General features: G+C 35.9%; 25 protein-coding genes and 1 pseudogene. 20 read left to right on the top strand and 6 right to left on the bottom strand.

What is annotated here, in order from left to right:
* Positions 1-4 precede the first annotated feature (4 nt).
* From P0092_RS02960 to P0092_RS02980, 5 genes are all read left to right on the top strand, one after another.
* The gene (locus P0092_RS02960) at positions 5-610 is read left to right on the top strand and encodes a helix-turn-helix domain-containing protein (protein ID WP_004618993.1); all 606 of its coding nucleotides are present in this window, start codon (positions 5-7) and stop codon (positions 608-610) included.
* Positions 611-1,076: 466 nt separating this feature from the next.
* Positions 1,077-2,834, top strand: coding sequence for a sensor histidine kinase (locus tag P0092_RS02965; protein ID WP_276187061.1), 1,758 nt, complete (start codon positions 1,077-1,079; stop codon positions 2,832-2,834).
* A 4-nt stretch (positions 2,835-2,838) separates the two neighbouring features.
* Positions 2,839-4,389, top strand: coding sequence for a response regulator transcription factor (locus P0092_RS02970; protein WP_004618991.1), 1,551 nt, complete (start codon positions 2,839-2,841; stop codon positions 4,387-4,389).
* A gap of 411 nt (positions 4,390-4,800) precedes the next feature.
* Positions 4,801-6,687: a carbohydrate-binding protein gene (locus P0092_RS02975; RefSeq protein WP_004618990.1), complete on the top strand. Its 1,887-nt coding sequence runs from the start codon at positions 4,801-4,803 to the stop codon at positions 6,685-6,687.
* Between the two features lie 74 nt (positions 6,688-6,761).
* Complete coding sequence (locus P0092_RS02980; protein ID WP_004618989.1) at positions 6,762-8,471, top strand: ABC transporter substrate-binding protein; 1,710 nt, start codon at positions 6,762-6,764, stop codon at positions 8,469-8,471.
* A 219-nt stretch (positions 8,472-8,690) separates the two neighbouring features.
* Here P0092_RS02980 and P0092_RS02985 read toward each other — a convergent pair.
* The 3 genes and pseudogenes from P0092_RS02985 to P0092_RS02995 all read right to left on the bottom strand — a co-directional run.
* Positions 8,691-8,972 (bottom strand): annotated as a pseudogene (locus P0092_RS02985) (transposase); the annotation flags it as partial.
* 287 nt (positions 8,973-9,259) lie between these two features.
* Complete coding sequence (locus tag P0092_RS02990) at positions 9,260-9,472, bottom strand: hypothetical protein (protein WP_004618988.1); 213 nt, start codon at positions 9,470-9,472, stop codon at positions 9,260-9,262.
* A gap of 84 nt (positions 9,473-9,556) precedes the next feature.
* The gene (locus P0092_RS02995) at positions 9,557-9,757 is read right to left on the bottom strand and encodes a cold-shock protein (RefSeq protein WP_004618987.1); all 201 of its coding nucleotides are present in this window, start codon (positions 9,755-9,757) and stop codon (positions 9,557-9,559) included.
* A 441-nt stretch (positions 9,758-10,198) separates the two neighbouring features.
* Here P0092_RS02995 and truA point away from each other — a divergent pair, with 441 nt between their 5' ends.
* From truA to P0092_RS03010, 3 genes are all read left to right on the top strand, one after another.
* Positions 10,199-10,942: a tRNA pseudouridine(38-40) synthase TruA gene (gene truA, locus P0092_RS03000; protein ID WP_004618986.1), complete on the top strand. Its 744-nt coding sequence runs from the start codon at positions 10,199-10,201 to the stop codon at positions 10,940-10,942.
* Positions 10,943-11,015: 73 nt separating this feature from the next.
* Positions 11,016-11,714: a tRNA (5-methylaminomethyl-2-thiouridine)(34)-methyltransferase MnmC2 gene (gene mnmC2, locus P0092_RS03005; RefSeq protein ID WP_004618985.1), complete on the top strand. Its 699-nt coding sequence runs from the start codon at positions 11,016-11,018 to the stop codon at positions 11,712-11,714.
* A 137-nt stretch (positions 11,715-11,851) separates the two neighbouring features.
* Positions 11,852-13,096, top strand: a complete 1,245-nt coding sequence (locus tag P0092_RS03010; RefSeq protein WP_004618984.1) for a DEAD/DEAH box helicase — start codon at positions 11,852-11,854, stop codon at positions 13,094-13,096.
* Positions 13,097-13,214: 118 nt separating this feature from the next.
* Here the strand turns inward: P0092_RS03010 and P0092_RS03015 are convergent, their stop codons facing one another.
* The gene (locus P0092_RS03015) at positions 13,215-14,117 is read right to left on the bottom strand and encodes an AraC family transcriptional regulator (RefSeq protein ID WP_004618983.1); all 903 of its coding nucleotides are present in this window, start codon (positions 14,115-14,117) and stop codon (positions 13,215-13,217) included.
* Positions 14,118-14,404: 287 nt separating this feature from the next.
* Here P0092_RS03015 and P0092_RS03020 point away from each other — a divergent pair, with 287 nt between their 5' ends.
* The 6 genes from P0092_RS03020 (at position 14,405) to P0092_RS03040 (ending at position 20,304) form a co-directional block, all read left to right on the top strand.
* Positions 14,405-16,147, top strand: coding sequence for a CIA30 family protein (locus P0092_RS03020; RefSeq protein WP_004618982.1), 1,743 nt, complete (start codon positions 14,405-14,407; stop codon positions 16,145-16,147).
* 321 nt (positions 16,148-16,468) lie between these two features.
* Positions 16,469-16,939, top strand: a complete 471-nt coding sequence (locus tag P0092_RS22200; RefSeq protein WP_479692052.1) for an NUDIX domain-containing protein — start codon at positions 16,469-16,471, stop codon at positions 16,937-16,939.
* A 33-nt stretch (positions 16,940-16,972) separates the two neighbouring features.
* Positions 16,973-17,380: an NUDIX hydrolase gene (locus tag P0092_RS22205; protein ID WP_479692051.1), complete on the top strand. Its 408-nt coding sequence runs from the start codon at positions 16,973-16,975 to the stop codon at positions 17,378-17,380.
* 14 nt (positions 17,381-17,394) lie between these two features.
* The gene (locus P0092_RS03030) at positions 17,395-18,066 is read left to right on the top strand and encodes a cysteine hydrolase family protein (RefSeq protein ID WP_276187062.1); all 672 of its coding nucleotides are present in this window, start codon (positions 17,395-17,397) and stop codon (positions 18,064-18,066) included.
* Entirely contained in the window at positions 18,067-19,509 is a 1,443-nt protein-coding gene (locus P0092_RS03035) for a nicotinate phosphoribosyltransferase (RefSeq protein WP_004618980.1), read from the top strand.
* Between the two features lie 249 nt (positions 19,510-19,758).
* Positions 19,759-20,304 (top strand): carbonic anhydrase, encoded by a 546-nt coding sequence (locus P0092_RS03040; RefSeq protein ID WP_004618979.1) that lies wholly within the window; start codon positions 19,759-19,761, stop codon positions 20,302-20,304.
* Between the two features lie 293 nt (positions 20,305-20,597).
* Here the strand turns inward: P0092_RS03040 and P0092_RS22210 are convergent, their stop codons facing one another.
* Positions 20,598-20,789 carry a hypothetical protein gene (locus P0092_RS22210; RefSeq protein WP_051132002.1) on the bottom strand — a complete coding sequence of 64 codons (192 nt, stop codon included), beginning with the start codon at positions 20,787-20,789 and terminating at the stop codon, positions 20,598-20,600.
* Positions 20,753-21,001: a DUF6551 family protein gene (locus P0092_RS22215; RefSeq protein WP_479692164.1), complete on the bottom strand. Its 249-nt coding sequence runs from the start codon at positions 20,999-21,001 to the stop codon at positions 20,753-20,755. The genes P0092_RS22210 and P0092_RS22215 overlap by 37 nt, the downstream gene beginning before the upstream one ends.
* Positions 21,002-21,398: 397 nt before the next feature.
* Between P0092_RS22215 and P0092_RS03050 the strand changes: the two genes are divergently transcribed.
* The 6 genes from P0092_RS03050 (at position 21,399) to P0092_RS03075 (ending at position 25,403) form a co-directional block, all read left to right on the top strand.
* Positions 21,399-22,304: a helix-turn-helix transcriptional regulator gene (locus P0092_RS03050; protein WP_004618978.1), complete on the top strand. Its 906-nt coding sequence runs from the start codon at positions 21,399-21,401 to the stop codon at positions 22,302-22,304.
* 66 nt (positions 22,305-22,370) lie between these two features.
* Positions 22,371-22,634 (top strand): pyridoxamine 5'-phosphate oxidase family protein, encoded by a 264-nt coding sequence (locus P0092_RS03055; RefSeq protein WP_199398944.1) that lies wholly within the window; start codon positions 22,371-22,373, stop codon positions 22,632-22,634.
* A gap of 145 nt (positions 22,635-22,779) precedes the next feature.
* Positions 22,780-23,475, top strand: coding sequence for an AlkZ-related protein (locus tag P0092_RS03060; RefSeq protein ID WP_004618977.1), 696 nt, complete (start codon positions 22,780-22,782; stop codon positions 23,473-23,475).
* 34 nt (positions 23,476-23,509) lie between these two features.
* Complete coding sequence (locus tag P0092_RS03065; protein ID WP_040758708.1) at positions 23,510-24,382, top strand: Type 1 glutamine amidotransferase-like domain-containing protein; 873 nt, start codon at positions 23,510-23,512, stop codon at positions 24,380-24,382.
* A gap of 81 nt (positions 24,383-24,463) precedes the next feature.
* Positions 24,464-24,610, top strand: a complete 147-nt coding sequence (locus tag P0092_RS03070) for a hypothetical protein (RefSeq protein ID WP_158498416.1) — start codon at positions 24,464-24,466, stop codon at positions 24,608-24,610.
* A gap of 28 nt (positions 24,611-24,638) precedes the next feature.
* On the top strand, positions 24,639-25,403 hold the full coding sequence (locus P0092_RS03075) for a hypothetical protein (RefSeq protein ID WP_004618975.1): 765 nt from the start codon (positions 24,639-24,641) through the stop codon (positions 25,401-25,403).
* The last annotated feature ends 10 nt before the right edge of the window (positions 25,404-25,413 follow it).

A 25,413-nucleotide genomic window follows, 5' to 3' on the forward strand; every position in this document is an offset into this window, starting at 1 on the left:
AAGCTTGTATGAGCCAATATCTAGTACAATTAGCAATTTAGCACTTTGTTTTAACAATAGAAAACTAGGTGAAAATAATGTAATAAGACTATCAGATAATGAGTGTAAACAAATTATTTCATTAACAGACGGCTTGATTAAGTCTGAAAATGAAGAAAGCTTCGGTAATGACATTTTAATTAAAGCATATTGTGAGCAATTATTGGTATTAGTAAATCGAAAATATATGTCTTCAAACCATATTTCGAGTAACATCATGCCTAAGCTAATAAAAGAAGTAATGAATTATATTGAACAAAATATACAAAATGAAATTACGTTAGATGCTATTAGTGAAAGATTTTTCTTGAATGGAACACATATAAGCAGACAATTTAAGAAGCATACTGGCTTGACGATACGGTCATATATCGTTGACCGCAAGGTAGCTTATGCAAAAGAATTGCTTAACGCAGGAAAAAGTGTAACTGATGTCGCTTATCTATCAGGCTTTAATAATTATTCAAACTTTATTAGGACATTTCATATAATAGAAGGGATTTCACCGGGGAAGTATGCAAAAGAACATGATAAATTAAATATATGTGGAAACATTTTGAATCAGGAATAATAATGCTGTGTGCTCGTTGGTATTTAAAATTACCCTTTATATCAAGACAGATAACACATAGAAAGACTAAATATATTAACAATTTTATAGAATAAAAGTAAAACCTATGCTAGGTTTAAGAGTTTAGTAACCGAGGAGTACACAATTTGTGGAATTAAAAATTATGCATATCGTTAAGAAAGGACAGGTTGAGAAAATTCAATCTGTCCTTTATAATGTTGGGTTTATTAATAGGATTATGAGGATTAGAGTTTGAAATATGCGATAGCTTAGTGAAAGAGCGAATGAATAAGGAATAAATTTGCTTTACCTTAACATTTGATTTATGTTATATTGTTTGTATTAAGGTATTCCAATTTGTGCTATTTGTGGGATTTATATTTTCTCCGGAAGGGTTACACCATATCACAATTATGTAGATATTTATCAGGTTAAAAAAATGAAGAAAATTCATATTTTGAAACGGTTGAATAATGTAAATATCAGAAATAAGCTTCTGTTTTCCTATATCTTAGTAGTATTGTTGCCTGTTCTTCTTATCGGACTTGTATTAACCCTTAGCATGATGGAAATGGCTACTGAGAGGGCAATGTATGAGGCCAGCAACAGTGTGGATAGGGTATATGGAAGACTTAACGAAACTTTTAAGCTGGCGAATGATCTATTTGGGCAGTTTAACATGGATACCAACCTTGAGCGTACAGTAATGACAAGATATCAAACAGTAAATGAGGTGTTGGATGCTTATTCCGGTTACTCAGCGATTATGAATTGTACACGTTATTATTCCAGGGAAATAGAGGATATAAAGCTATATACATATAATGAAACCATGTTAGGCAGTGGGCAATTTATTATTGCTGACGGTGATATTTACGGACAAACTTGGTTTGAACAAGCTAGAATACTAAATGGAGGGGTTTATTGGCAGATGTTTAACAATCCCATTAGGAACTCCAAGCATCTATCACTGACAACTCAACTCAAAGGTGCTATTCAGTTAAAGCCTCTTGGGGTTTTGGTAATTAGTATAAAACAAAGTTGCTTGACGTCTATTGTAATAGATGAACCCTATGAGACTATTCTTTTGGATGATAAAGGAATTGTACTGGCTGCAAAAAAAGTTGAATTAGTAAATAAAAAGTTGGATATGGAGGACCTTAAAATCCTTTCAGACATGCCTTCAGGTATTCACGAAATCATTTATGGCGATAAAAAAGTAAAAGCCATTGTTAGAACATTTCTTCCTAGTACTAACAATAAGGAGTTCAGGATAGTTTCGTTAGTACCATTAGATGCTATTACTGATAAAGTCACGAAGTCTTTTATGCTTGGATTCTTAATAATGATGATCAGCTTTGTAATGGCTGCAGTTTTGTTCATATTTTTTGCCAATTCCATCAGCAAGCGGGTAAAGCGTATAAGTGAGGATATGCATACTGTAACTTTGGGCAACTTTGATTTTTTACCATCCATTGAAGGAAATGATGAAATTGGTCAACTTTCCAGGGATTTGGGGGTAATGGTAAAAAGTATAAATGACTTGATAAAAGAAGTGTATGTGGTGAATATGCAAAAAAACCAACTGGCTATAAGGCAAAGAGAAATCAAGTTGAAAATACTTGCAAGCCAAATTAATCCTCATTTTCTTTTCAATGCACTAGAAGCAATTCGAATGAGAGCTTATTGTAATGGGGACGAAGAGGTTGCAGAGGTCATCATGCTTTTAGGAAAAATAATGAGACGAAATCTGGAAATAGGGAATGAACTGGTCTTTTTCCATGAAGAAGTTAATTTGATAAAGGCTTACCTTGACATACAGAAGTTTAGATATAGAAATAGGTTTAACTATACACTGAACTATAGCCGTGCACTTGATAATTATAAGATGCTTCCGTTTATTATACAGCCTATTATTGAAAATGCTGTTGTTCACGGGTTGAAATCAGTGGAAGAAGGTGGTGATATTTCTCTTAAAGCTGAAAAAGAGAGCGGGATATTGAGAATTATAATTGAAGACAATGGCTGTGGAATGGATGAGGAGCAGATGCGGTATATTGCTGATAGTCTGAATGAGGTAGAGGATTCTGTTGGTCAGCATATTGGACTTAAAAATGTACATCAGAGGATAAAACTCTATTATGGAGAGGATCATGGAATGACTATCACCAGTACTTTGGGAAAGGGTACCAAAGTGGAGATTACTTTACCAGCGGAAGGGTGAATGTATGCTCAAAGTAATGATTATTGATGATGAGGATTATATCCGGGAGGGCTTAAAAAAAATCTTAGATTGGAATCGATATGGGTTCTACATTTGTGGTGAAGCCAGTAATGGTTTAAGAGGGTTGACACACGTTCGAGAATTAAACCCGGATCTTGTTATTGTGGATGTTAGAATGCCAATAATGGATGGCTTAGAAATGATCAGGGACTTGCGGGTAGATGATGTACCCTGTGAGTTTATTGTTTTGTCCGCATATTCCGACTTCAAATATGCGCAGATGGCTATCGAACTGGGTATTGATTCGTATATTCTCAAACCGATAGAGCAACCTGTGCTTATAGAGAAGGTTAGCAAGGCATATGACAGGATAATGAACAAAAAACATATCAAACAGAATATGGATTTGAGCATATCTTTCTCAAGGGATAAAATACTCCAAAGTATTATATTTGACACAATAGATGTTCAAACACTTGAAATGTATTCCTCCTTTTATGGCTTTGATTTTCCGTGGAGCAATTATCGAATTGCTCTTGTAGAAATAGAAGGTGAACATTTGAAAGAAATGACTATGAAAATGAGTGTTAAAAAGAATATTGAAAGTATTATTTCTGAAAATAAACTGGGTTATGTTTTTGATATTGAAAATTACGTCGGAATTCTTTTTAATGATATGAAGCTTATGACCAATTTAGAGATTCTTCACGATCTGCCGTTACAGATTAACGGGTTATGTGGAGCAGATATCATAATTGTATTAGGTAGCTTAGTGGAAAATTTATCAGATATTTTGTATTCTTTTCATCATGCAAGTAAATTGTTAAATCGTAAATTCATTCTGGGCTCAAAAAGGATTATCAGTGATACGATAGAAGATACAAATATTGCTGGTGAAGATGGAAATGTCCGGTTGGGTTATAGCTTGGAGCATATAGTAGACAGTCTGTACAAAGGGATTGATGCTGGTAATATAGATCAAATAGAGGATGTAATGGATGGCGTATTTCAGGAATTTTTATACGATGGATATTGTGAAGATGTGATAAAAGTTAATTATTCAAATATCTATTCGGCTACTGTAAATAAGCTGGTTTCAGTTAATCCAGAAATGCAGGAAAAACTTAGTGTCAGTCAGGAAGTTCTTAAGGAAATATGCAAAAAAGTTAGTTTGCAGGAGTTGCATGTATACATGAAGTATATATTTATAAAAATTTTAGAGGAACTTGACAAAAAACGACCCGATGATCCAGTTAAAAAAATCCTTGACTACATTGGGCGGAATTATAATCATGATTTGAAGTTGGAGACAATTGCTGCTTTATTTAATTATAACAGTGATTATCTCGGCAAGAAGATAAGACTAAATACTGGAAAACACTTCAACACATATCTTGATACCATTCGAGTTGAAAAAGCCATACAATTCCTGAGGGAGGGGTACAAGGTATATCAAGTTGCACAAAAAACAGGATTTAAAGATATAAATTACTTTTACAAAAAATTCAAATTTTATGTAGGAGTATCCCCATCTGATTTCAAAGGTAGATCTTAGTGAATGTCAACCTGTTATCACTTCTTTTTTTATCGGAAAATGATGTAAAATTATAAACAATTCTGTTAATTTTTAATGTCGGATTTTTACATATAAAGTGCTTGGATTTTTACGGTATTACTTAATAAGTACTTATGTTATTTTATTACTATATAGTATAATTTTACAATTATTTTCACGAAATTAAATATATATTTGGTAAATTTAAACAATAAATACTCAAATAGGGTCTAAATAAAGGTTAAATTCCATAATAATGCTATCTTATTAGTTCAATTAACCATTTCCCTGTAGAGAATGATATTACAGTAGGGATTTGAATGCAGATGGTAGTTTATAAACAGTAAGGACGTGAGTCTTGTTCGGATGCTACGTTTTTACATATAAAAAATATGAAAGGATGATAAGCTAATGTTTAAGAATATGAAAAAAACAATCAGTAAAGTATTGGTTTCTTCAATAATTATGTCTGCATTGTTCATGGTGTCTGCACCAGCAGGAGTTTCGGCGGCAAGTGATGTAACAGTGAATTTAGGAAGCACAAAACAAGAAATAAGAGGGTTTGGTGCATCTAGTGCATGGTGTGGAACAATTAGCGATTATGTTATGAATTCTCTCTATGGAGATCTGGGGTACAGTATTTTAAGATTGCGTATTGAAGAGGGAATAGGTGATGCATGGAAGACTGGTAACTTTAGTAAATGGTCACCAGAGCTTGCTAATGCTAAAAAGGCAAGTGCAAAGGGAGCTATTGTTTTTGCTTCACCATGGAATCCCCCGGCTTCAATGCAAGAAAACTTTTCTAAAAGTGGTGATTCAAGTGCGCAACGATTGAGATACGATAAGTACACCGAATATGCGCAGTATCTTAACGCTTATGTTAAATACATGAAGGATAATGGTGTTGATTTGTATGCTATTTCTGTCCAAAATGAGCCTGATTATGCACAAGATTGGACTTGGTGGACTCCACAAGAAATGCTTAACTTTATGAAAAATAATGCTGGATCAATTAATTGCAGGGTAATGGCACCGGAGTCATTTCAATTTCTGAAAAATATGTCAGATCCAATTTTAAACGATGCTACGGCTCTTGATAATATGGATGTTCTTGGATGCCACTTTTATGGTACAAGTGTTAATAATATGGCGTATCCTCTATACCAACAAAAATCAGCAGGAAAAGAGCTCTGGATGACAGAGAAATATTTTGATGATGATACTACAGGAAATATTATGAATATGTCTAAGGAAATTCATGACAGCATGGTAACTGGAAACATGAATGCCTATATATATTGGTGGATAACTTGGCCAAATGGTTTAGCTACTTCTTCAGGTACAATCTACAAAAGAGCATATGTACTCGGTCAATTCGCAAAATTCATCCGTCCCGGCTATAAAAGAGTTGATGCAACAGCTACTCCAAATACAAATGTTTATGTTTCGGCATATACAGGCGACAATAAAGCGGTTATTGTTGCAATAAATACAGGTACCGCTGCGGTAAGTCAAAAGTTTAACTTTCAGAATGGCTCAGCATCAAGTGTAGTTTCATATGTAACTGACAGCAGCAGAAATATGGCAGCTGGAGCCAATATCGCAGTAACAAATGGTTCCTTTACAGCTCAACTTCCTGCTCAAAGTATTACAACCTTTGTAGGAAACACAGCTCCAGTTGTAGTAGAACCGATAGATGCTTTCAATAAAATAGAAGCGGAGAATTACTATGACCAATCAGGAACTCAGACTGAAGCAAATAGTGACGGTAATGGAAAGAATGTAGGCTATATAGAAAACGAAGATTATCTTGTTTTCAAAAATGTAGATTTCGGAAGCGGTGCTGCAAGTTTTGAGGCTAGTGCAGGCAGTGCAACCAATGGCGGAAATATAGAGCTTCGTCTAGATAGTCTGACAGGAACATTAATAGGGAATTGCGCCGTTCCAGGTACCGGGGGATGGCAGACTTGGACTAATGCAACCTGCAATGTCAGCCAAGTGACCGGAAAACATGACGTATATCTCAAATTTACCGGAGAAAGCGGATACTTAATGAATTTAGATTGGTTTAAGTTTAATACAAAAGTAATTCCTGTAGGTAAGTTGGGAGATATAAATGGTGATGCGTCAATAGATTCGTTAGACTTAATGTTGATAAAGAAGCATCTGCTTGGTGAAGCAATTGAAAATACGGCATTGGCTGATTTAGACGGAAGCGGTGCGGTGGATGCAATTGATTTAGCACAAATGAAACAGTATTTACTAGGTATAATATCTGCTTTCCCCGGAAAAGCATAGGAATAGAACATATTCACTAAATTCCACAATAATGCGGAAAAAACATTACATTAGTGGGAATAGGAGGATTACTTGTGAAAAGAGTTTTAGGCTTTATATTGGTAGTAGTGATGGTACTGGTTTCGTATTCAGGCTGTGGGTCAGTGCGTACAAAAACACTTGATTCCGTCAGTATAGATTCATCTAAGTCAGCATCAAAGGATATGCCTACAACTCCTATTAGCTTCTCTGTATATATTGGAGAAACAAGCACTTACACCGATAATTGGGATACTCCGGTGGCAAAAAAAATTACTGAGCGTACGGGAGTTTCTCTAAAAATCGAAAATGCTGTAGGTGATGCTAAACAGAGAATTTCTCTTATGGCGGCCAGTGGTGATTTGCCGGATATGATATTTGCAAAGACATACTTGAATCTTTTGCTGGATGTCAATGCGGTAGAAAAGTTAGATGACCTCATTAATCAATATGGGCCTAATATTAAAAAGCTATACGGAAATGAATTAAAGAGACTTAAATGGAGCCAGCAAGACCCCAATATTTTTTGTTTGGGGGATTTTGGAGTCGGAGATGAAGATGGTGATCCTGTCAGTGGCTTCTGTTTACAGCATGCAGTTGTAAAAGAAGAGGGTTATCCAAAAATCAAGACCCTTAAAGATTTTGAAAATGCTATAAAGAGTTATTATGCAAAGCATCCTACATTCAAGGGAAAATATGGAAAAGAACGACCCACAATCCCCCTTCTTTTAAATGGAAATGACTGGGGTTATTTTATATCAATTAGCAATCCGGCTAACCTTGCCACAGGTTATACCGACGACGAATGGGCTATTAAGCTAAATCCAATTGAAGCAAAGCGCCATATCATAACAGATTCCAATAAGGAATATTTTAAATGGTTGAATGGAATGTGGAATCAAAACCTAATTGATAAGGAAAGCTTTACGCAGCAGGTTGAGCAGTATAAGGCAAAGCTTTCATCCGGTAGAGTATTAGGAATCATAGATGCCTCCTGGAATTATGAAGGAGAAGTTCATAAAGCATTACGAAGTGCCGGTCTAGAAGATAGGATGTATGGTAGATATCCATGTACATTAAACGAAAATATCAAGTACCCTGAGTATCAGAATAAAGGATATATAGGTTTTGGTTCTGGAATGGCAATTACTTCAAAATGTAAGGACAAGATTAGAGCAATGCAGTTCCTAAATTGGATGGCAGGGGAAGAAGCTCAGATATTGACAAATTGGGGTATTAAAGGTGTTCACTGGACATATGACAATAAGGGTAAGCGTGTATTCCTTCCACAAATATTGAAGCAAAGGAATGAGGATGAAGGGTTTGGAAGGAAAACCGGTATTGGTTTGTATGTATATCCATGGCCAAGGTATGGTACTGCTTATAGGGACTCGACAGGGAATCCGTTATCTGTAAGCACAATTGAGGAGCTTTCAAAAAACTATACTCAAACGGAAAAAGACATACTTACTGCATACGGAGTAAAATTCTGGAAGGACCTATACCCCCAAAAAGGTGAGTTCCCCGTTAAACCATATGGTGCTGCTTGGAAGATTGAAAGTAGTATGAGTAATGAATGGACGGCTACAGCTAATAAAGTTACTGAAATTAGCAAGAAATACTGTCCAAAGCTTATTATAGCTAAATTTGGAGAGTTTGATGGAATATGGATGAAATTCGTTAAAGAAATGGAAGAGGCTGGTGTGAGGGAACTTGAGACACAATTTACAAAGACTGTAAAAGATAGGATGGATCTCTGGAAATAAATTCTTCAGAGTATCTATAAAAAAATATAAATGAGAAAGAATATGGCGAAAAGTATTAGAAAGAAAAGTTTATTAGCACTAATTGTATGTAAGTCTTAAAATGATATTTTCAAAAATAAAGTGCAGAAATATATTTAGATAATTATGAACTTTAAAAACTCCATGACGAATAGAGCATCTGCTATAGGTGATTAAAAAAATTAGTATTTAGAAAAAGTGTTAAGCAGCCTTTATGTATACCTGCTTTGTTTCTTCAAGATGGTATATAACTCTTACAAGCTTTTTTGCAGCATGTGAAATAGCGACATTGTAATGTTTGACTTCACTACGTTTCTTTTTGAGATATGCTGCGAAAGTTGGGTCCCAGTGACAAACGAATTTGACTGCATTGAATAATGCGTAACGTAGATATCTGGAACCACGCTTTTCCATGTGAGAGTAAGCTGATTCCAATTGTCCTGACTGGTAGGTTGATGGAGATAATCCAGCATATGCAAGTAGGGTCTAGCCCGCCCGGCGATGAGGGCAAAAGAAAGATATCAGACCAGGCGCCGGTTTGACATAGAAAGGCACCTCCATATTGGAAGTGCTGAATAAACAAAACTTAATATTTCCCAGAGGAGTGTCAACCCAAGTACCGTTCAGGACACATTAGCAATAGCATTTACTGTATTATTTATCTTTGTTTGAATTCCTAACTATTTGTAAGAGGAGCAGAATGAATATTCTCAAATCATTGATATGACTTGCCACCGCAATGTAGTCACTCACAATCATTAGTTATGCAATCAAAATAAGGTCACAGCTTCCTTATCTTTAAATAGTGTAACTTTTCCAAGCATTAAATCGGATAGTGAAAGACTGTCTTTATAATATAGGAATTGAATAGTTAGAAAGTTAGCATTTCCTGATACATATTTGCCTTGCCGCTCACGAATATTTCTACTTGGCTTATCAAAAACAGTTAATACATCTTCGGGCTTTATTTCACTTAATTTCATCCAAATACCTCCTATTTTATAGTTTTTGCACACATTAAATCAAAAAAGCTACCTCATAAAGAGATAGCCTTATTCAACGGAAATTTAAGCAAGATAAACATTAGTTGCTTGAAGACCACGTTGACCTTTTTCGATATCAAAGTTCACTCTTTGACCTTCATCCAAGCTTTTGTATCCACTTGACTGGATTGAAGAAAAATGAACGAATACATCTTCTCCACCATCCACGGTAATAAACCCAAATCCTTTTTCTGCGTTAAACCATTTTACTATACCAGTATTCATGTTGGTACCTCCATAAATTATATTATATTTCGTTGCAAAAACAAAAGCACATACTTTTGTAAACGATTTTAATGTTAAAATCATTTACAAAAATATGTGCAAATAATCATCGCTTTTAAATACTTTTCCATTTTAGCACATATATAATAATGTGTCAAATAATCTAACAAGTTATAGGTAATTCAATAATTATTTCTGAGAAGGTCGATTATGAAGAGATTACAGGATTAGCCTGACGTTTATATGTATAGTCAACGATTGGGATCTGGAAACAGAGCAAAAATGACTTGAATAATCCATCGTGCTTATGCTGAATAATATTTTGAATTTGAACAAGTTAATAAAATAATGTAGTATTATTATAAAAGCTGGATTGTCTAGGGTAATATACAAATAAGGAACTCTTATAGCAGTAAAAATATAGCTTTAAAAGGGAGCAAAATGAAAAATTATAAAATAATAGTCCAATACGATGGAAGCAAATATAAGGGTTGGCAAAAGCTCAAAGATAGTGACCTTTCAATTCAGGGAAAGATTGAAACAGTGCTTTCGAAGATGTCTGGAGAAGAAATCCAAGTAATTGGGTGTGGAAGGACAGATGCTGGCACTCATGCTGAGAACTACGTGGCAAATTTTCATACAAATTCAAGGATGTCGCCCAAACTAATATTAAATCATCTATACGAATTCTTGCCTCAGGACATTGTTGTAAGGTCAGTTGAGGAGGTAGATGAAAGATTCCATGCGCAGCACAATGCGAAAGCAAAAACTTATGTATATAGTATTACTAAGGGAAAATTCAGAAATGTATTCAATAGAAAATATTCATTTCACTCAGAAGAGAAGCTTGATCTTGTTCAAATGAAAAATGCGGCTGAATATTTAATTGGAACTCATGATTTTCAGAGCTTTACCAGTTTAAAAGAGGGCTCGAAATCCACTATAAGAACTATAAATTCCTTAGATATTATTGAAAATGGCATGGTAATTGAGATTATAATAAATGGTAATGATTTCTTGCTGCACATGGCAAGGTTGGTTGTTGGGGCTCTTCTGGAGGTAGGGAAAAATAAGATAAAAGCCATAGACGTTCAAAAAATATTAAATGAAAAAAAACGCACAGAAGCTGTACCAATGGCTCAGCCAAAGGGTCTTTGCTTAAGAGACGTTAAATACAGCTTTTAATTGAAGTAAATCCTATGCAGGTTATGGCTTAAATTACTATATAAACTATTTGGGGATAAGGAAAATGTGATATATGTTAATACCATCATATCTTGTGAACGAGCAGTTTGATGATCGATATTTTGATGTAGTTAATGCGCTGGACGAAGCACAGCAGATTTATTTCAGGAATAATAATCTTATTGAACGGATTATTATGGGGATAGAATCGAAAACCCCTTTTATAATTGGTGAAACAGGTTTTGGCGCTGGACGCGTGGTACTTTCACTTATGGAATTTATGGAGAAGAGCGGTTTGAAAAATGTTTCTATAGAATATAATTCAGTTGAATTGTATCCCTTGAGTCCTGAGAGAATGCTAGATATCCTAAACGGATTTAAAGATCGGGTCGGTGAGGGGATTCATACACTTGTGGAAGCATATCGGAGTATTGATATCTCGGTATCCGGCTGGCACTCAATGAAAATACAGCAATCATTTGGAACGCTTGAGATTAATCTTTGGATAGGTGAAGCCCTTGAAATGGTGAATGCCTTGGAAAAGCTCTGCGACGTCTGGTTTCTTGATGGGCACAGTCCCAAAAAAAATCCTTCAATATGGCGCCCGGAGTTGCTTATGGAGATTGGGGAAAAAACAAAAACTGGAGGCACCTGTGCCACCTTTACTGTAGCAGGTGCTGTGAAAAGTGCCCTCATATCCGCAGGTTTTACACTTAAGAAACTTCCCGGGTGCGGTGGCAAAAATGAAGTTCTGCACGGAGTAAAAGGTTGAGTTGGAAGTTGTTCATTATTAAGGTAAAAACTTAATAACATTGTGAAATATATGTTATAGCAGCACAAAAACAAGAAAAGGCAACTAATGATATGAATGTAAATTCTGGTACAAGGGTAATCATAAAAGGAGAAAAAATGTTATTTGATGAATTAAATCTCATTTCGCCAATTCAGAAGGCACTAATGGCGGAAGGATATACTGCACCTACCGATATACAGAAACAGACTATTCCGCTCCTGCTTGAAGGAAAAGATCTGGTCGGGTGTGCTCAGACCGGAACAGGAAAGACAGCGGCATTTGCTATTCCCATACTGCAAATGCTTTCTGTAGAACAAAGGGATTCAAAAGAACTTAGAAGGATTAAGGCCTTAATATTAACTCCGACACGCGAGTTGGCAGTCCAAATTGGAGAAAGTTTCACAGTTTACGGACAATATTTAGGTCTTAAAAATAGCGTGATTTTTGGGGGAGTGTCACAGAAGCCTCAGACAGATGCTTTAGAAGAAGGAGTAGATATTCTGATTGCAACTCCCGGCAGATTACTTGATTTAATTAATCAGAAATATATAAACCTTCATCATATAAAGTTCTTTGTGCTTGATGAGGCAGACCGCATGCTTGATATGGGGCTTGTGGCTGACGTAAAAAGAATCATATCACACTTGCCTAAAATAAGGCAAACGATGTTATTTTCTGCAACCATGCCGCCGGATGTTTCAAAGCTGATAGACTCTATATTAACGGATCCTGTAAAAGTGGCAGTTACTCCTATTTCATCGACAGTTGACATTATTGAGCAAGCAGTATATTTTGTAGGGAAAAAAGACAAGAAACTACTACTTACTCAACTTTTAAAAAACAAATCCATAACTTCTGCACTGGTGTTTTCACGAACAAAACATGGAGCTGATAAAATTGTAAAAGAACTTGCTAAAGTAAGGATACATGCGGAGGCTATTCACGGGAATAAGTCACAGGGAGCACGACAAAGGGCACTAAATAATTTTAAAGACAAAAAGACAAGGGTCTTAGTAGCGACGGACATAGCTGCCAGGGGAATTGATGTGGAAGGATTGTCATATGTAATTAATTATGACTTGCCTAATATACCTGAAACGTATGTTCATCGGATTGGACGTACCGGAAGAGCTGGATTAGGTGGAGTAGCACTTTCTTTTTGTGATGCGGATGAAAAGCCATATCTGAAAGATATTGAAAAACTCATATCCAAGTCAATACCTGTAATTGAAGACCACCCTTATACCTTAACTATAACGGAACCGGCAGAACATAAGGATAAAACAAGGAAAGCTGTTGGCGGAAAACCAGACCCAAATGGCTATTTCAGGAGTAACAGAAGAAAGTCACCAAAAAAATAAATATTAATAATGAATCCTTTTCGTATGTCCACTAACAAGGTGTTATAGAGTAAAATGTAAAAGCATGAAAGACAAGGTATTCTTTCATGCTTAGTTTATTACATTTAAATAAAAGCTTTCACAATTTGTATTTTGCTTTTGTGAAACCGAATCTTTCACGAAAATTTGCAGGAGTCATATTAACATGTTTTTTAAAAAGCTTATGGAAGTATGTTATGTTGTTTATGCCACACATAATACTTATATCAGATATTTTCATATTCGTTGTAGTCAATAATCTTTTTGCGGTATTCATCCTGCTTTGAATAATATAATCAAATGGTGATAGTCCGATTATGCTTTTGAATATCTTACAATAGAAATTTTTACTAACTCCACATCTTTCGGCAAGATCTAACAAGGTTAAATCCTTATGTAGGTTGTTATCTATGTACTTTTTTGAAGACTTTATTATTTCATAATTATTTTCAAAAGACCGTGTATTGATTCTTTTAATAGTGTTTTCGGGGGATACAAGTAAGAGATTTAATATGTTCATAAGGTGCGCTTTCAAAATCAACTGGCAATTCTGCTGATTTTTGATAAACTCATTGAATACGGATTTGAATAAGTACTCAATCTCATAATTAAAAGTTGTAAGTTTATAAGGCACGTCTTTGAAAAATCCAATATTGGAAAGCATTTCTTTTTCATTTGTAATCCAGTAAGGGGAAGAGCTTGCGTAAATACCTTTTCTGGATATATCATAAAAAGCGTCAAACATAATGACAATAAAATAATAGCCAGAATATCCTTCAACTATTGTGCCGGGCTCTCTTAAAAACACATCTCCTTTTGAGGCTTTAGCAGTTTCACCGTTGGTAATAATAGTTCCATTTCCTCCTGTAATTAGTTCAAGCTCATAGAACTTGACAACTCTCTCTTCAAAATGGGTTTCTACAGGATAGGGGACATTTTTTTCGTTGATGCAATAAACCTCAATAATATAGGGATTAAATATTGATTGATTGTCATTAATCATACTATCTTCCTTATCAGGTTTTAAATAGTACTAATTTTTATTCTTTGATAATGTTAAAAAGCACTTTCTTTGTTCTACGTCTCCATGCTTCTTAAAATTAAATAATGTATGAGACAATTTCTGATATTAATATAATCATAACACATATAGGTACTTCTGTGGTATAAGAATTTTTAATAATTGAGTAATATATTACAATTGAGTGCTATGTTAGAATTGCATTCAAAGTTGTCAGTTTATATAATTAAATTAGATAATTTGTAAAATTAATACAGGGGGGATTATTAATGAAAAAGATATTAGCACTGATTATATCGTGCAGTATTATTATGAGCTTGTTACCTATGTCTGTCTATAGCGCTACCAGTTCTCAGGATATGGTAAAAAAGATGGGAATAGGAATGAACCTTGGAAATACGTTCGACGCACCAACGGAAGGTTCTTGGTCAAAGGCAGCTCAGGAGTACTATTTTGATGATTTTAAACAGGCTGGTTTCAAGCATGTTAGAATTCCAATTCGTTGGGATCAGCATACACAAGCAAACAGTCCTTATACTATTGACAGCAACTTCTTAGACAGAATTGAAAAAGTAGTAGATTGGTCACTTTCCCGTGGATTTGTGACGGTAATTAATTCTCATCATGATACTTGGCTTATGGATAACTATAGTCAGAATATCGGCCGGTTTGAAAAAATATGGGAACAAATTGCACAACGTTTTAAAGGCAAGTCTGAAAATCTGGTTTTTGAGATATTAAATGAGCCACATGGTAATATAACAGATAGCCAGATAAACGATATGAACAAAAGAATTTTAAATATAATAAGAAAGACTAATCCCACTAGAAATGTAATTATTGGAGCAGGTTTCTGGAATAGCTATAATTCATTAAGCCAGTTAGAAATTCCAAACGATCAAAATCTTATAGCAACTTTTCACTATTATGACCCATACTCTTTCACTCACCAGTGGCAGGGTACATGGGGAACCAAAAATGATATGGATGCCATAGCAATGGTTTTTAACAAGGTAAAAAAATGGTCTGATAAAAATAACATACCTGTATATCTTGGAGAATATGGTGTAATGGGACATTCAGATAGAACATCTGCTGTAAAATGGTTTGATTTTGTAAGTGATCAGGCTACAGCAAATGGATTCTCTTGTGGAGCTTGGGATAATGGAGTATTTGGCTCTGTTGACAATGATATGGCATTTTACAATAGAGATACCAGACAGTTTGATAAGGAAATCTTAAATTCAATATTAACTACCGGGACCACCTATAATTGGACTCCTTCACCTGAAACAGATCCAGATCCTCCTCATACACCCGCAACACCGGCTTACGGGGAACAGCTTATTGAAAATTTCGAAGGTGCTATGCAGTGGTCGGCATATTCCGGTGTTGATGCTACTGCATCATGTAAGATCTCCAGTGGCAAATCAAATAACGGTATGGAAATAAAATATGCAGGTTCATCAAATGGATACTGGGGTGTTGTAGACAATGGACATAGAAATCAGGATTGGGAAAAATGGCAAAAAATATCCTTTGATATAAAATCCTCAAATACAAATGAAGTTAGACTGCTTATAGCTGAAAAAAGTAAGATTGAAGGAGAGGATGGAGAACACTGGACTTATGTCATAAAACCTAGTACTTCTTGGACTACGATTGAGATTCCATTTTCATCTTTCACAAAAAGAATGGATTATCAGCCATCTGCACAAGATAGCAGTGAAACTTTTGACTTATACAAAGTAGGTTCCTTGCATTTTATGTATAATAACGGTAATTCAGGTACTCTAAATATTGACAATATTAAGTTGATTGGCCTACCCGAAGGAAAAATTGGAGATGTAAATGAAGATGGCAATGTTGATTCAATAGATTCTGCATTGTTAAAAAAATACTTGCTGGACCCATCTATTAGCATTAATAAAGTGAATGCAGACATTAATTTGGATGGAGAAATCAATGCCATTGACTTTGCAAAGCTGAAAATGATGCTACTTGGAAAATAATATCATAAGCATATTTTTATAATTTAATTATGTAAGGTACTCAAGGGTACTAAAAAAGTCGTAGGTATAGCAAATAACCTACGACTTTTTTATGCGTTGTGTGTCCAGCCAAGCTTGGTCACTGATGAAAATATTGTATACCAGAACAAATGCAAAAGTTAACTTTCATATTCAAGGATGGTCTGAAACTGGAATGGATAATATAAACAAAAGTACTTATAAAAATCCAAAAAAATATTGACAAGAAAATATAAATAGTATTATACTGATATTATCAAATTAATAATATCAGTCAATAAATAACAAATTGAGGGTGATGTAATGCAGGATAATATATTAAAAAATAAATTGGGTCTTACCGAAGAACAGTTTTTGGCAACATATGATGCAAGTAATTTTGAGAGACCTTCGGTGACAGTGGATATGCTGATTTTTACAGTAACTGATGAGGAAAAGAAAAGCTACAGGAAACTTCCTGAAAAAGTCTTAAGACTATTGATGATAAAAAGGGGTGACCACCCATATATTGGACAATGGGCTCTTCCCGGCGGATTTGCACAAATGGATGAAAGCTTGGATGAAGCAGCTTTAAGGGAATTAAAAGAGGAAACAAACATTGATAAAATATATATGGAGCAGCTTTATACATGGGGAGATGTGGGCAGAGATCCACGTACAAGAGTAATAAGCACTTCATACATGTCCTTGGTTGAATGTTCAACACTTGATATCAAGGCGAGTGACGATGCAGATGATGCAAAGTGGTTTACGGTTTCCTGTAGGTTATATTAAGAACAAAAGACAATAACTGAAAATGGACATGTTTTGAAAAGACTGTTTAAACTGAGTTTATCCAATGATGAAAATAACCTATCTGCAATAGTGAGAATTATAAAGACTGTTGAGGGTAGGGTAACAAAAGTAGAAAGAGAAGTGGTTGAATCAAACGGAATAGCTTTTGACCATGCAAAAGTTATTGAATATGCGATTGAAAGATTACGCAGCAAAATTGAGTACACGGATATCGCATTTAATCTTATGCCGGAGTTATTTACTCTTACAGAGCTTCAGCAGGTGTATGAAGTTATTCTTGATACCGAACTGTTAAAAGCAAATTTCAGAAGAAAGACAGCCGATATGGTTATTGAAACAAATGAGTTTACAAAGGATGCAGGTCATAGGCCTTCAAAATTATTCAGGTTTAACCCGAACTGGAGTAGAGAAGCAGAGTAAAAGGAGAAATTAATATGAAAATGATAAATAAAAATGAGTTTATAGAAAGTAGTGTTGAAACTCTTGGGGAAATCTTTGACATACTGGCAAAGCTCCCGGCTATTCAATTTAAAGACTTACAGGGTAAGCAAACTGCCCTTGTTATAGTCGATATGATAAATGGTTTTGTCAGGGAAGGGGCGTTAAAAAGCCCGAGAGTGGAAGGCTTGATACCTGAAATAGAGAAATTGTCAAAGACTTGCGATGAATTACACATTACAAAGCTTGCTTTCGCAGACTGCCACACAATAGCATCACCGGAATTTGATGCTTATCCGGCACACTGTATGATTGGTACCAGCGAAGGAGAAATGGTTGATGAGCTCAGGGAACTCGGAGGTTATACGCTCATTCCTAAAAACTCTACCAATGGTTTTCAAGAAGCGGTATTTCAGCAATGGCTTAAGGAAAACGAACACATAAATACTTTTGTAATTACCGGTGACTGTACCGATATATGTGTACAGCAATTCGCAGTAACACTAAAGACCTGGTTTAATATGCAGAATAAGAAAGTAAGGATTATTGTGCCTATAAATACGGTTGACACTTATGATTTAGACCTGCATAACGGGGATCTGATGAATGTAATGGCACTATATAACATGATGATTAATGGAATAGAAGTGGTTCAAGGGGTGGAATAAATGGATAAGATGAATTTAACTATGCTCACGGATTTTTATGAATTAACCATGGCAAATGGGTATTTTCAGAATGGGTTAAAAGATAAGCAGGCGTATTTTGATATGTTTTTCAGGAAGGTTCCTGATAATGGTGGTTTTGCAATAATGGCTGGAGTTGAGCAGCTTATAGAGTACCTGAAAAACCTTAAGTTTGAGGATAAAGATATTGAATACCTGAGGAGTAAAGCTTTATTCGGTGAAGAATTTTTGCAATACCTTAATAATTTTAAGTTCAGCTGTGATGTTTGGGCTATACCTGAAGGAACTCCAATATTTCCTAATGAGCCTGTAGTTACTGTAAGGGGACCTGTTATTGAAGCACAGTTTGTTGAAACTATGATTTTATTAACAATAAATCATCAAAGTCTTATAGCAACAAAGGCAAACCGAATTGTCAGAGCTGCCCAGGGAAGAGATGTTATGGAGTTCGGTTCAAGAAGGGCACAAGGCTATGATGGAGCTATATATGGAGCAAGGGCTGCATACATAGGTGGCTGTGTTGGAACTGCATGCACAATAGCAGAGAAGGAGTTCGACATTCCGACTATTGGTACAATGGCCCACAGTTGGATTCAGATGTTTCAAACTGAATTAGAGGCTTTCCGTGCTTATGCAAGAACCTATCCGGGCAATTGTACATTTCTTGTAGATACCTACAATGTGTTAAAATCCGGTATACCCAATGCAATAAAAGTGTTTAACGAGGAAATAGTTCCGAGAGGATTCAGGCCCAAGGGAATAAGGATTGATAGCGGTGATATTACGTATCTTTCGAAGGAAGCCAGAAAAATGCTGGATAAAGCGGGGTTTCACGACTGCAGCATAGTGGCGTCAAATTCATTGGATGAATATATTATCAGGGATATACTTATGCAAGGTGCACAGGTGGATTTATTCGGTGTTGGGGAACGACTAATCACTTCCAAGTCAGAGCCTGTGTTTGGGGGGGTCTACAAGTTGGCAGCAGTTGAAGAAAATGGCGAAATAATTCCTAAAATAAAGCTTAGTGAAAATGTAGGGAAAATAACCAACCCGGGATTTAAACAGGCTTGGAGACTTTTTGACAAGGAAAGCGGAGAAGCAATTGCAGATGTGCTTACAGTAAATAATGAGACAATTGATGAAAGCAAGCCTTATGAACTATTTGACCCTGAATATACATGGAAAAGGAAGACGGTAACAAATTTTACTGCAAAAAGGCTTTTGGTTAGGATTTTTGATAAGGGAACCTGTGTATATGAAAGTCCGAAGTTAAGAGAAATAAAAAGCTACTGCAAAGCGCAAACCGATACATTATGGGATGAGATAAAGAGGTTCGAAAACCCACATAAATACTACGTAGATTTGTCAAGGCCACTGTGGGAGATGAAGGAAAGATTGTTGCAGGAGTATTCGGTAAAATAGAACGGAGTGGTCGTTATCAACTCCCCATAATTTCCTATGTATGGTTTATAATTGTCATTAAAAGTAAGTAAATATATGTTTACTGTGAAATAAGCAATGGATTTTAAAAGAATATTAGATTGATAAAAAAATGCTAAGTAAAGCAGGAATATTTAATAAAGGATAAGTTTATAAATATTAATAGAATATTTCTACCAGAAAAAGATATTTAAGTAAATTATATATTACTATACAATTATGGAGGGTTATATGAATGGATTGGTAAGAGTGGATAACGAAAGCGATATATTTGAGAAATATATGGGAACACCAATAGAACTGTTATTTAGATATCATAATTTTGCCCAACCTTTCGATAAGTATGTTGATGCTCAGTTATTGATAGGAATGTGCATGGATAACAGAAAACAGCTAAAAATACCAAATAACTTTGCATATGTTCTTCGGTCAGGTGGAGGAAATCTCAGACACAGCGAATTTAAGATATCATATGCTATAGCTATAGGCGGAGTAAAGTGTGTAGCTATTATTGCGCATAATAAATGCGGCATGGTTAATTTGATTTCAAAAAAAGATCAATTTATCCGTGGAATGGTTGAAAATGCCGGTTGGGATGAAAAACATGCCGAAGAGCATTTTATAAGCTTTGCACCTATCTTTGAAATTGAAAATGAGTTAAGTTTTCTTATGGGTGAAATTAATCGCTTGAGAAGTATCTACCCTAAAATATTGTTTGCACTACTGTACTACAATTTGGACGATAATTTTTTATATTTAGTTGCTGATGACAATTGAGTTTGGAAGGAGAATTATCCTTATTTGTACAAAGATAGAGAGCATCGCTGGCTGCTTTTAGCATCACAATATGGAGGGGTCTCATCAAATTTATATAGGCATCATCCGGTGCTGCAAGCCTTGATTTATATAAATCTCTAAAATTAAGAGGAAATTTCATTTTTTTATTATAATATAAAAGCATTGCTTCGGCATAGCCAATGGAGCCAGCATTACGTTCCTTGGCGGTACGACTGATTTCCTTGGTCGAATATCACCCTCCTATGCTCCAACACATAATCGCAAAGTACGATTCAGAACTTTATTTGAAGATATGAACAGACCATAAGATTTACAAGGGATTTTACAATTAACTGCTCATCATTACTTGCTTCGACATTTGCCATAAATATTTCATATGGAAGTAGCGATTTGACATATTTTTGCTGGTTGGCAAAAATATCAGCCTCTATAGCATAATCCAAATCATAATAAACATACACCAAACTGGCGTTTCACGAGAATCAGATACATTTGCAATAATTTCAATTGTGTGCTGACCATTGAAAACATAGTTGATTCCGCCACGACGACTGACTTTTACCGGATTTATCTGATAAACATCAAAATTTTCTACCGTACGTCTTACATGCGTAGTAGAAAGGTTATGTTGATACTCTTGGTTGGATACTAGATTTTTAATAGGTATCTGTTCAATAAAATTTCCTCCCTTATTGCTTTTAGCATAGCGTTTATAGTCTCATTTAGATTCAATAATTCTTTCTCAAGCCGGAGCCTTGCCTGTATTGATGTTTCTTTAAGTTTTGCAGCAGAATGTGTCCTTTTTATTGAACTTGCCCATGATGGAATTGTAAGGGATAGGCTGGAAATTTAGGCATGAGGGTCATAAGCGGGCATATCCAATATAGCTACCAGCTTCATCAGATATCTTTTTATATATAAGCTGGATATGATTTCGGAAACATTATATCAAGATAAATCTACACGTAACAATATAAAAACAAGAACATGACACGTAGTTGTCGTGTTCTTGTGCTATAATGGATCAATGAGTGTAATAATATGGTAAGCATAAAAGTATCGGAGGGTAGTATATGAAACTTGACCGTCTGCTTGGTATTCTCACAATTCTTCTCAAAAACGATCGCGTAACCGCACCTCAGCTTGCCGAAAAGTTTGAGGTTACACGCCGCACTATCGGGCGGGACATTGATACGCTTTGTCAGGCAGGAATACCCATTGTAACACATCAGGGCGGAGGCGGAGGTATTTCGATTGCCGACGGCTATAAACTGGACAAAAGCATTCTCACCACCGACGAGCTTTCCAGCATTATCGCAGCGCTTAAGGGGATTGGCAGCGTATCCGAGAAATCTCATGTTGAACGGACGCTTGATAAGCTGTCAACCAACAAAGACACTGTGGTGTCTTTAAGGGAGCCTATAGTCATTGACCTTGCATCCAATTATAAAGGCAGCCTGACACCTAAAATTAAACTTATCAAGCAGGCCATTTTGGGGCAAAGGCTGATAGAATTTGATTATTACTATGAAAAAGGCCAGACACACCGTCGGATTGAACCATACTTTGTTATTTTTCAGTGGACGTCATGGTATGTATTCGGATTCTGTTTGGAGAGGCGGGACTGGCGGATGTTTAAGCTAGCGCGGCTGTGGGATTTACAGTTGTGCGAGGAAACATATACCCAGCGTGAAATACCGTCGGAAAGGCGGGATTTTAACGCTCACCTGCCTGACGACAAAAAGCTGGTGGTGTTGTTTGAACCATCTGTGAAATATCAGTTGATTGAAACTTACGGCTTTAATTGTTTTACTGAAACAGAGGGCGGCAGACTGCGGCTAGAGATCGGCTATACCAGCCGGGAGTACACAATAAGCTGGCTGCTGGGCTTCGGGAAGAAGGCAAAAGTTATTGAGCCCACTGATATGGGTGATGAGATAAAAAGTATTGCCGAAAATATTATTCAAAACTACAAATGAACAAGACAGGCTGTTATCCTGTTCGGGATGATATGATGGATAAAAATAACGAGGAGGAACAGATGTATGGAAATTATAGCAAAAGCCATAGAGATGCTGGCAAAAAGTAATGAGATTACTCTTGCATCAGTAAACGAAAATGGCTATCCAATAATTTGTGCGCTTTCAAAAATCAAGTCAGAGGGAATAAAGAAATTTTGGGTTGCAACCGGATTATCGTCTACAAAAGTAAGCCATTTTAAGACAAATTCAAAAGCTAGTGCATGCTTTTATAGCGGTGGGAACAGTATAACCTTAATGGGCAAGGTATCTGTAAATCAAGATTATTAGGTCAAGGCTTAAATGTGGCTTGATTGGTTTATCAACCACTTTTCTGGGGGATTGACGACCCAAATTATTGCATACTCAAATTTGTTACTGAGGAAGCAACATTATGGATAGACAATGAATTTATAACATTGAAGGATGAACAGATATGATTCAAAACTATAACGATTTTGTAAATTCTCTGCTTGATGCAGGCTTTTCTATGGGCGGAGGAAACAACGAGGGGATTTTTTCTGTAGTGTCATGGAGCTGGGATGAAGCTCCCCCCTACGACACACCTGTTCGCTGGCATACCGGCGATCCGGAAACCGACCCTTGGGAGTGGCGTATCCGTGTTTTGGACGAACGTGACGATATTGCTTATGCAAAGCTGTTTTACAAAAAGAGTGGATATATTACTAAAGAATGGTACCCATATTTTTTAGCAGTAAGGCGGGGGGGCGGGAATTTTATGGACGAATACTCAGATGGTACGATGAGCCACTTTGCTAAGCGTATTTATGACGTTATCATCGAAAATGAAGCCTTGCCGCTTCATGCAATCAAACAAATCGGCGGCTTTTCGAAGGAGGATACCTCCAAGTTTGACAGGGCTTTAGTTAATCTGCAAATGAAAATGTACCTGACTATGTGCGGAAGGCAGCAAAAGCTCTCGAAAAAAGGAGAGGAGTACGGCTGGTCATCCACAGTATTCTGTACGGTTGAAAGGTACTTCGGTAAAGACATAATTGAAAAAGCGGCTAAAATCAATGAACGGGAAGCCATAGAAAAAATAACAGAACAGATTTATAGCTTAAATTCTGCAGCAGATCCAAAAAAGATTACAAAATTTATTAAGGGTTAGGGTGAATGCTATGAAAATTGAAAGAGGGGTAAACATGATTGATTCACGTTGTGGATTGCACTGCACCGGATGCGAGTGGAAAGAAACTAATGGCTGCGGCGGCTGCATAGAAACAATGGGACATCCCTTTCACGGTGAATGTCCGATAGCGATATGCTGTCAGGATAAAGGATTGATGCATTGCGGTGAGTGTGACATTATTCCATGTGCCAAGCTTTACGGCTATTCATATCTCGACTCGGAACACGGTGATAAGCCACAAGGTGCGCGGGTAGAGGTCTGTCGCTGCTGGGCCGCTGAAAGCGGGAAACCGGCTTGGAGGAATGTTCTGCTCACTTCGGCTGGATTTGAGGATATGGACGGAAAGCAAAAGTCGAATATTGCTGATTGTTTCCGTGAAATGCTTGGCAAGTCTGCAAACGATGCTAAAGTGCTGTTTATCCCAACCACAGCCGTTAATAATGATGCAAAGGAAATGGACGATTGGTGCAGGAGGGAACTAATCCATATTGGTATTTTGCCCGAAAATATTACTACATACGATATTGACGGTAGCTTATACGAGGATGACGCAATGACATATGATGTCATTTACTTCACGGGTGGCGATACCGGTTATTTGCTCAGGAGAATCAAAGAGACAGGCTTTGATATAATCATAAAAAAGATGGTTTACACGAACAAGGTTTACGTTGGCGTAAGCGCGGGCAGTATCATTGCCACTCCAAACATAGGCAACCCATTTGACGAAAGCACAGCGGGACTATGTCTGGTTAACGCTTATCTCTCGGTCCACTGCCCAGAGAATATGGAACTAAGAACAGATCTGCCACTGCCACACATCCCTCTAACGGATAATCAGGCTTTGGTTGTAACATGTGATGGATATAAGGTGGTTGAAGGGTAATAACAAAAGAATATTCACAACTCACAAATCAAAACTCAGCCAATGATTTGTTCTATACTGTTCCTACAAGGTGGTGATAAGGTGTTTGAATGGCGTAAAACCATACAGGCGATGGTTGATATTATTGAGAAGCAGCTTTACAATAATTTTGATGAAGAAACAACTGACCTCATTGGCAAAGGAACTCGGGTATTCAAAATTCCATATATCTTGGGCATAGAATATTGATATAAATGATATTTTAGGGGGACTTTATATGAAATTTAAAGTTGTTATAGTTATATCTATGTTTTTATTATTTGCATCAGGATGTTCTAACAAAGATGAATTAGATAGTCTTATGAAACCTCCAAAGTTATCAGCTTTACAGTCACAAATTTCAGAAATTATGGGTAAATTCATACCTAAAGACGCAAGATTAATTATCCCATCTTATGGTGAAAATCAAAAATCAATTGAATATATAGATATTGATGGTGATAAAAAAGACGAAGCAATTATTTTTTTTAAAGAAGAAGGAAAGCAATCATATGATTCTAAAATAGGATTTCTTATATTAATACAAATAAAAGATAAGTGGACTAATGAAGCATATATAAGTGAATACGGTAATTCCATTGAATCAGTAACTTTTAAAGATGTTGACGGGGACAGGAAAAATGAAATTATTCTAGACTATAAGATGGAAGGGAGTTCTATTAAGAATATTGGTATTTACAAAGAGAATGAAAGCGATTTCAAAAAAATATTTTCAGCGCCTTGTTCCAATTTCATTTTAGAGGATTTAGATATGGATGGAACAATGGAATTGATAGTATTTAATGATGAAAAATGTACTTTATACAAGGATGATAAGCAAGGATTAAGTGAAAAAGATGAGGCTGATTTTCTTGGCTTTGAAGGATGTTCTATAGTTGTACAGGTAGTTAATAAAAGCTCCAAAGCAATTTTTGTAAAATCAGAAAGTTTTTCTAAAGAGATTATGGTAAAAGATAATAAGCTGCAGATTATAGAAAACTAAAGGAAATTTT

It is taken from the genome of Ruminiclostridium papyrosolvens DSM 2782 (genome assembly GCF_029318685.1).
Classification (GTDB): Bacteria; Bacillota; Clostridia; order Acetivibrionales; family DSM-1351; genus Ruminiclostridium; species Ruminiclostridium papyrosolvens.

Excerpts from the sequence above, each read along its gene's own strand:
- P0092_RS02970 (WP_004618991.1), top strand. The coding sequence starts at position 2,839 with ATGCTCAAAGTAATGATTATTGATGATGAGGATTATATCCGGGAGGGC.
- P0092_RS02975 (WP_004618990.1), top strand. The coding sequence starts at position 4,801 with ATGTTTAAGAATATGAAAAAAACAATCAGTAAAGTATTGGTTTCTTCA.
- P0092_RS02990 (WP_004618988.1), bottom strand. The coding sequence starts at position 9,472 with ATGAAATTAAGTGAAATAAAGCCCGAAGATGTATTAACTGTTTTTGAT.
- P0092_RS02995 (WP_004618987.1), bottom strand. The coding sequence starts at position 9,757 with ATGAATACTGGTATAGTAAAATGGTTTAACGCAGAAAAAGGATTTGGG.
- truA (WP_004618986.1), top strand. The coding sequence starts at position 10,199 with ATGAAAAATTATAAAATAATAGTCCAATACGATGGAAGCAAATATAAG.
- mnmC2 (WP_004618985.1), top strand. The coding sequence starts at position 11,016 with ATGTTAATACCATCATATCTTGTGAACGAGCAGTTTGATGATCGATAT.
- P0092_RS03010 (WP_004618984.1), top strand. The coding sequence starts at position 11,852 with ATGTTATTTGATGAATTAAATCTCATTTCGCCAATTCAGAAGGCACTA.
- P0092_RS03015 (WP_004618983.1), bottom strand. The coding sequence starts at position 14,117 with ATGATTAATGACAATCAATCAATATTTAATCCCTATATTATTGAGGTT.
- P0092_RS03020 (WP_004618982.1), top strand. The coding sequence starts at position 14,405 with ATGAAAAAGATATTAGCACTGATTATATCGTGCAGTATTATTATGAGC.
- P0092_RS22200 (WP_479692052.1), top strand. The coding sequence starts at position 16,469 with ATGCAGGATAATATATTAAAAAATAAATTGGGTCTTACCGAAGAACAG.
- P0092_RS03030 (WP_276187062.1), top strand. The coding sequence starts at position 17,395 with ATGAAAATGATAAATAAAAATGAGTTTATAGAAAGTAGTGTTGAAACT.
- P0092_RS03035 (WP_004618980.1), top strand. The coding sequence starts at position 18,067 with ATGGATAAGATGAATTTAACTATGCTCACGGATTTTTATGAATTAACC.
- P0092_RS03040 (WP_004618979.1), top strand. The coding sequence starts at position 19,759 with ATGAATGGATTGGTAAGAGTGGATAACGAAAGCGATATATTTGAGAAA.
- P0092_RS03050 (WP_004618978.1), top strand. The coding sequence starts at position 21,399 with ATGAAACTTGACCGTCTGCTTGGTATTCTCACAATTCTTCTCAAAAAC.
- P0092_RS03055 (WP_199398944.1), top strand. The coding sequence starts at position 22,371 with ATGGAAATTATAGCAAAAGCCATAGAGATGCTGGCAAAAAGTAATGAG.
- P0092_RS03060 (WP_004618977.1), top strand. The coding sequence starts at position 22,780 with ATGATTCAAAACTATAACGATTTTGTAAATTCTCTGCTTGATGCAGGC.
- P0092_RS03065 (WP_040758708.1), top strand. The coding sequence starts at position 23,510 with ATGATTGATTCACGTTGTGGATTGCACTGCACCGGATGCGAGTGGAAA.
- P0092_RS03075 (WP_004618975.1), top strand. The coding sequence starts at position 24,639 with ATGAAATTTAAAGTTGTTATAGTTATATCTATGTTTTTATTATTTGCA.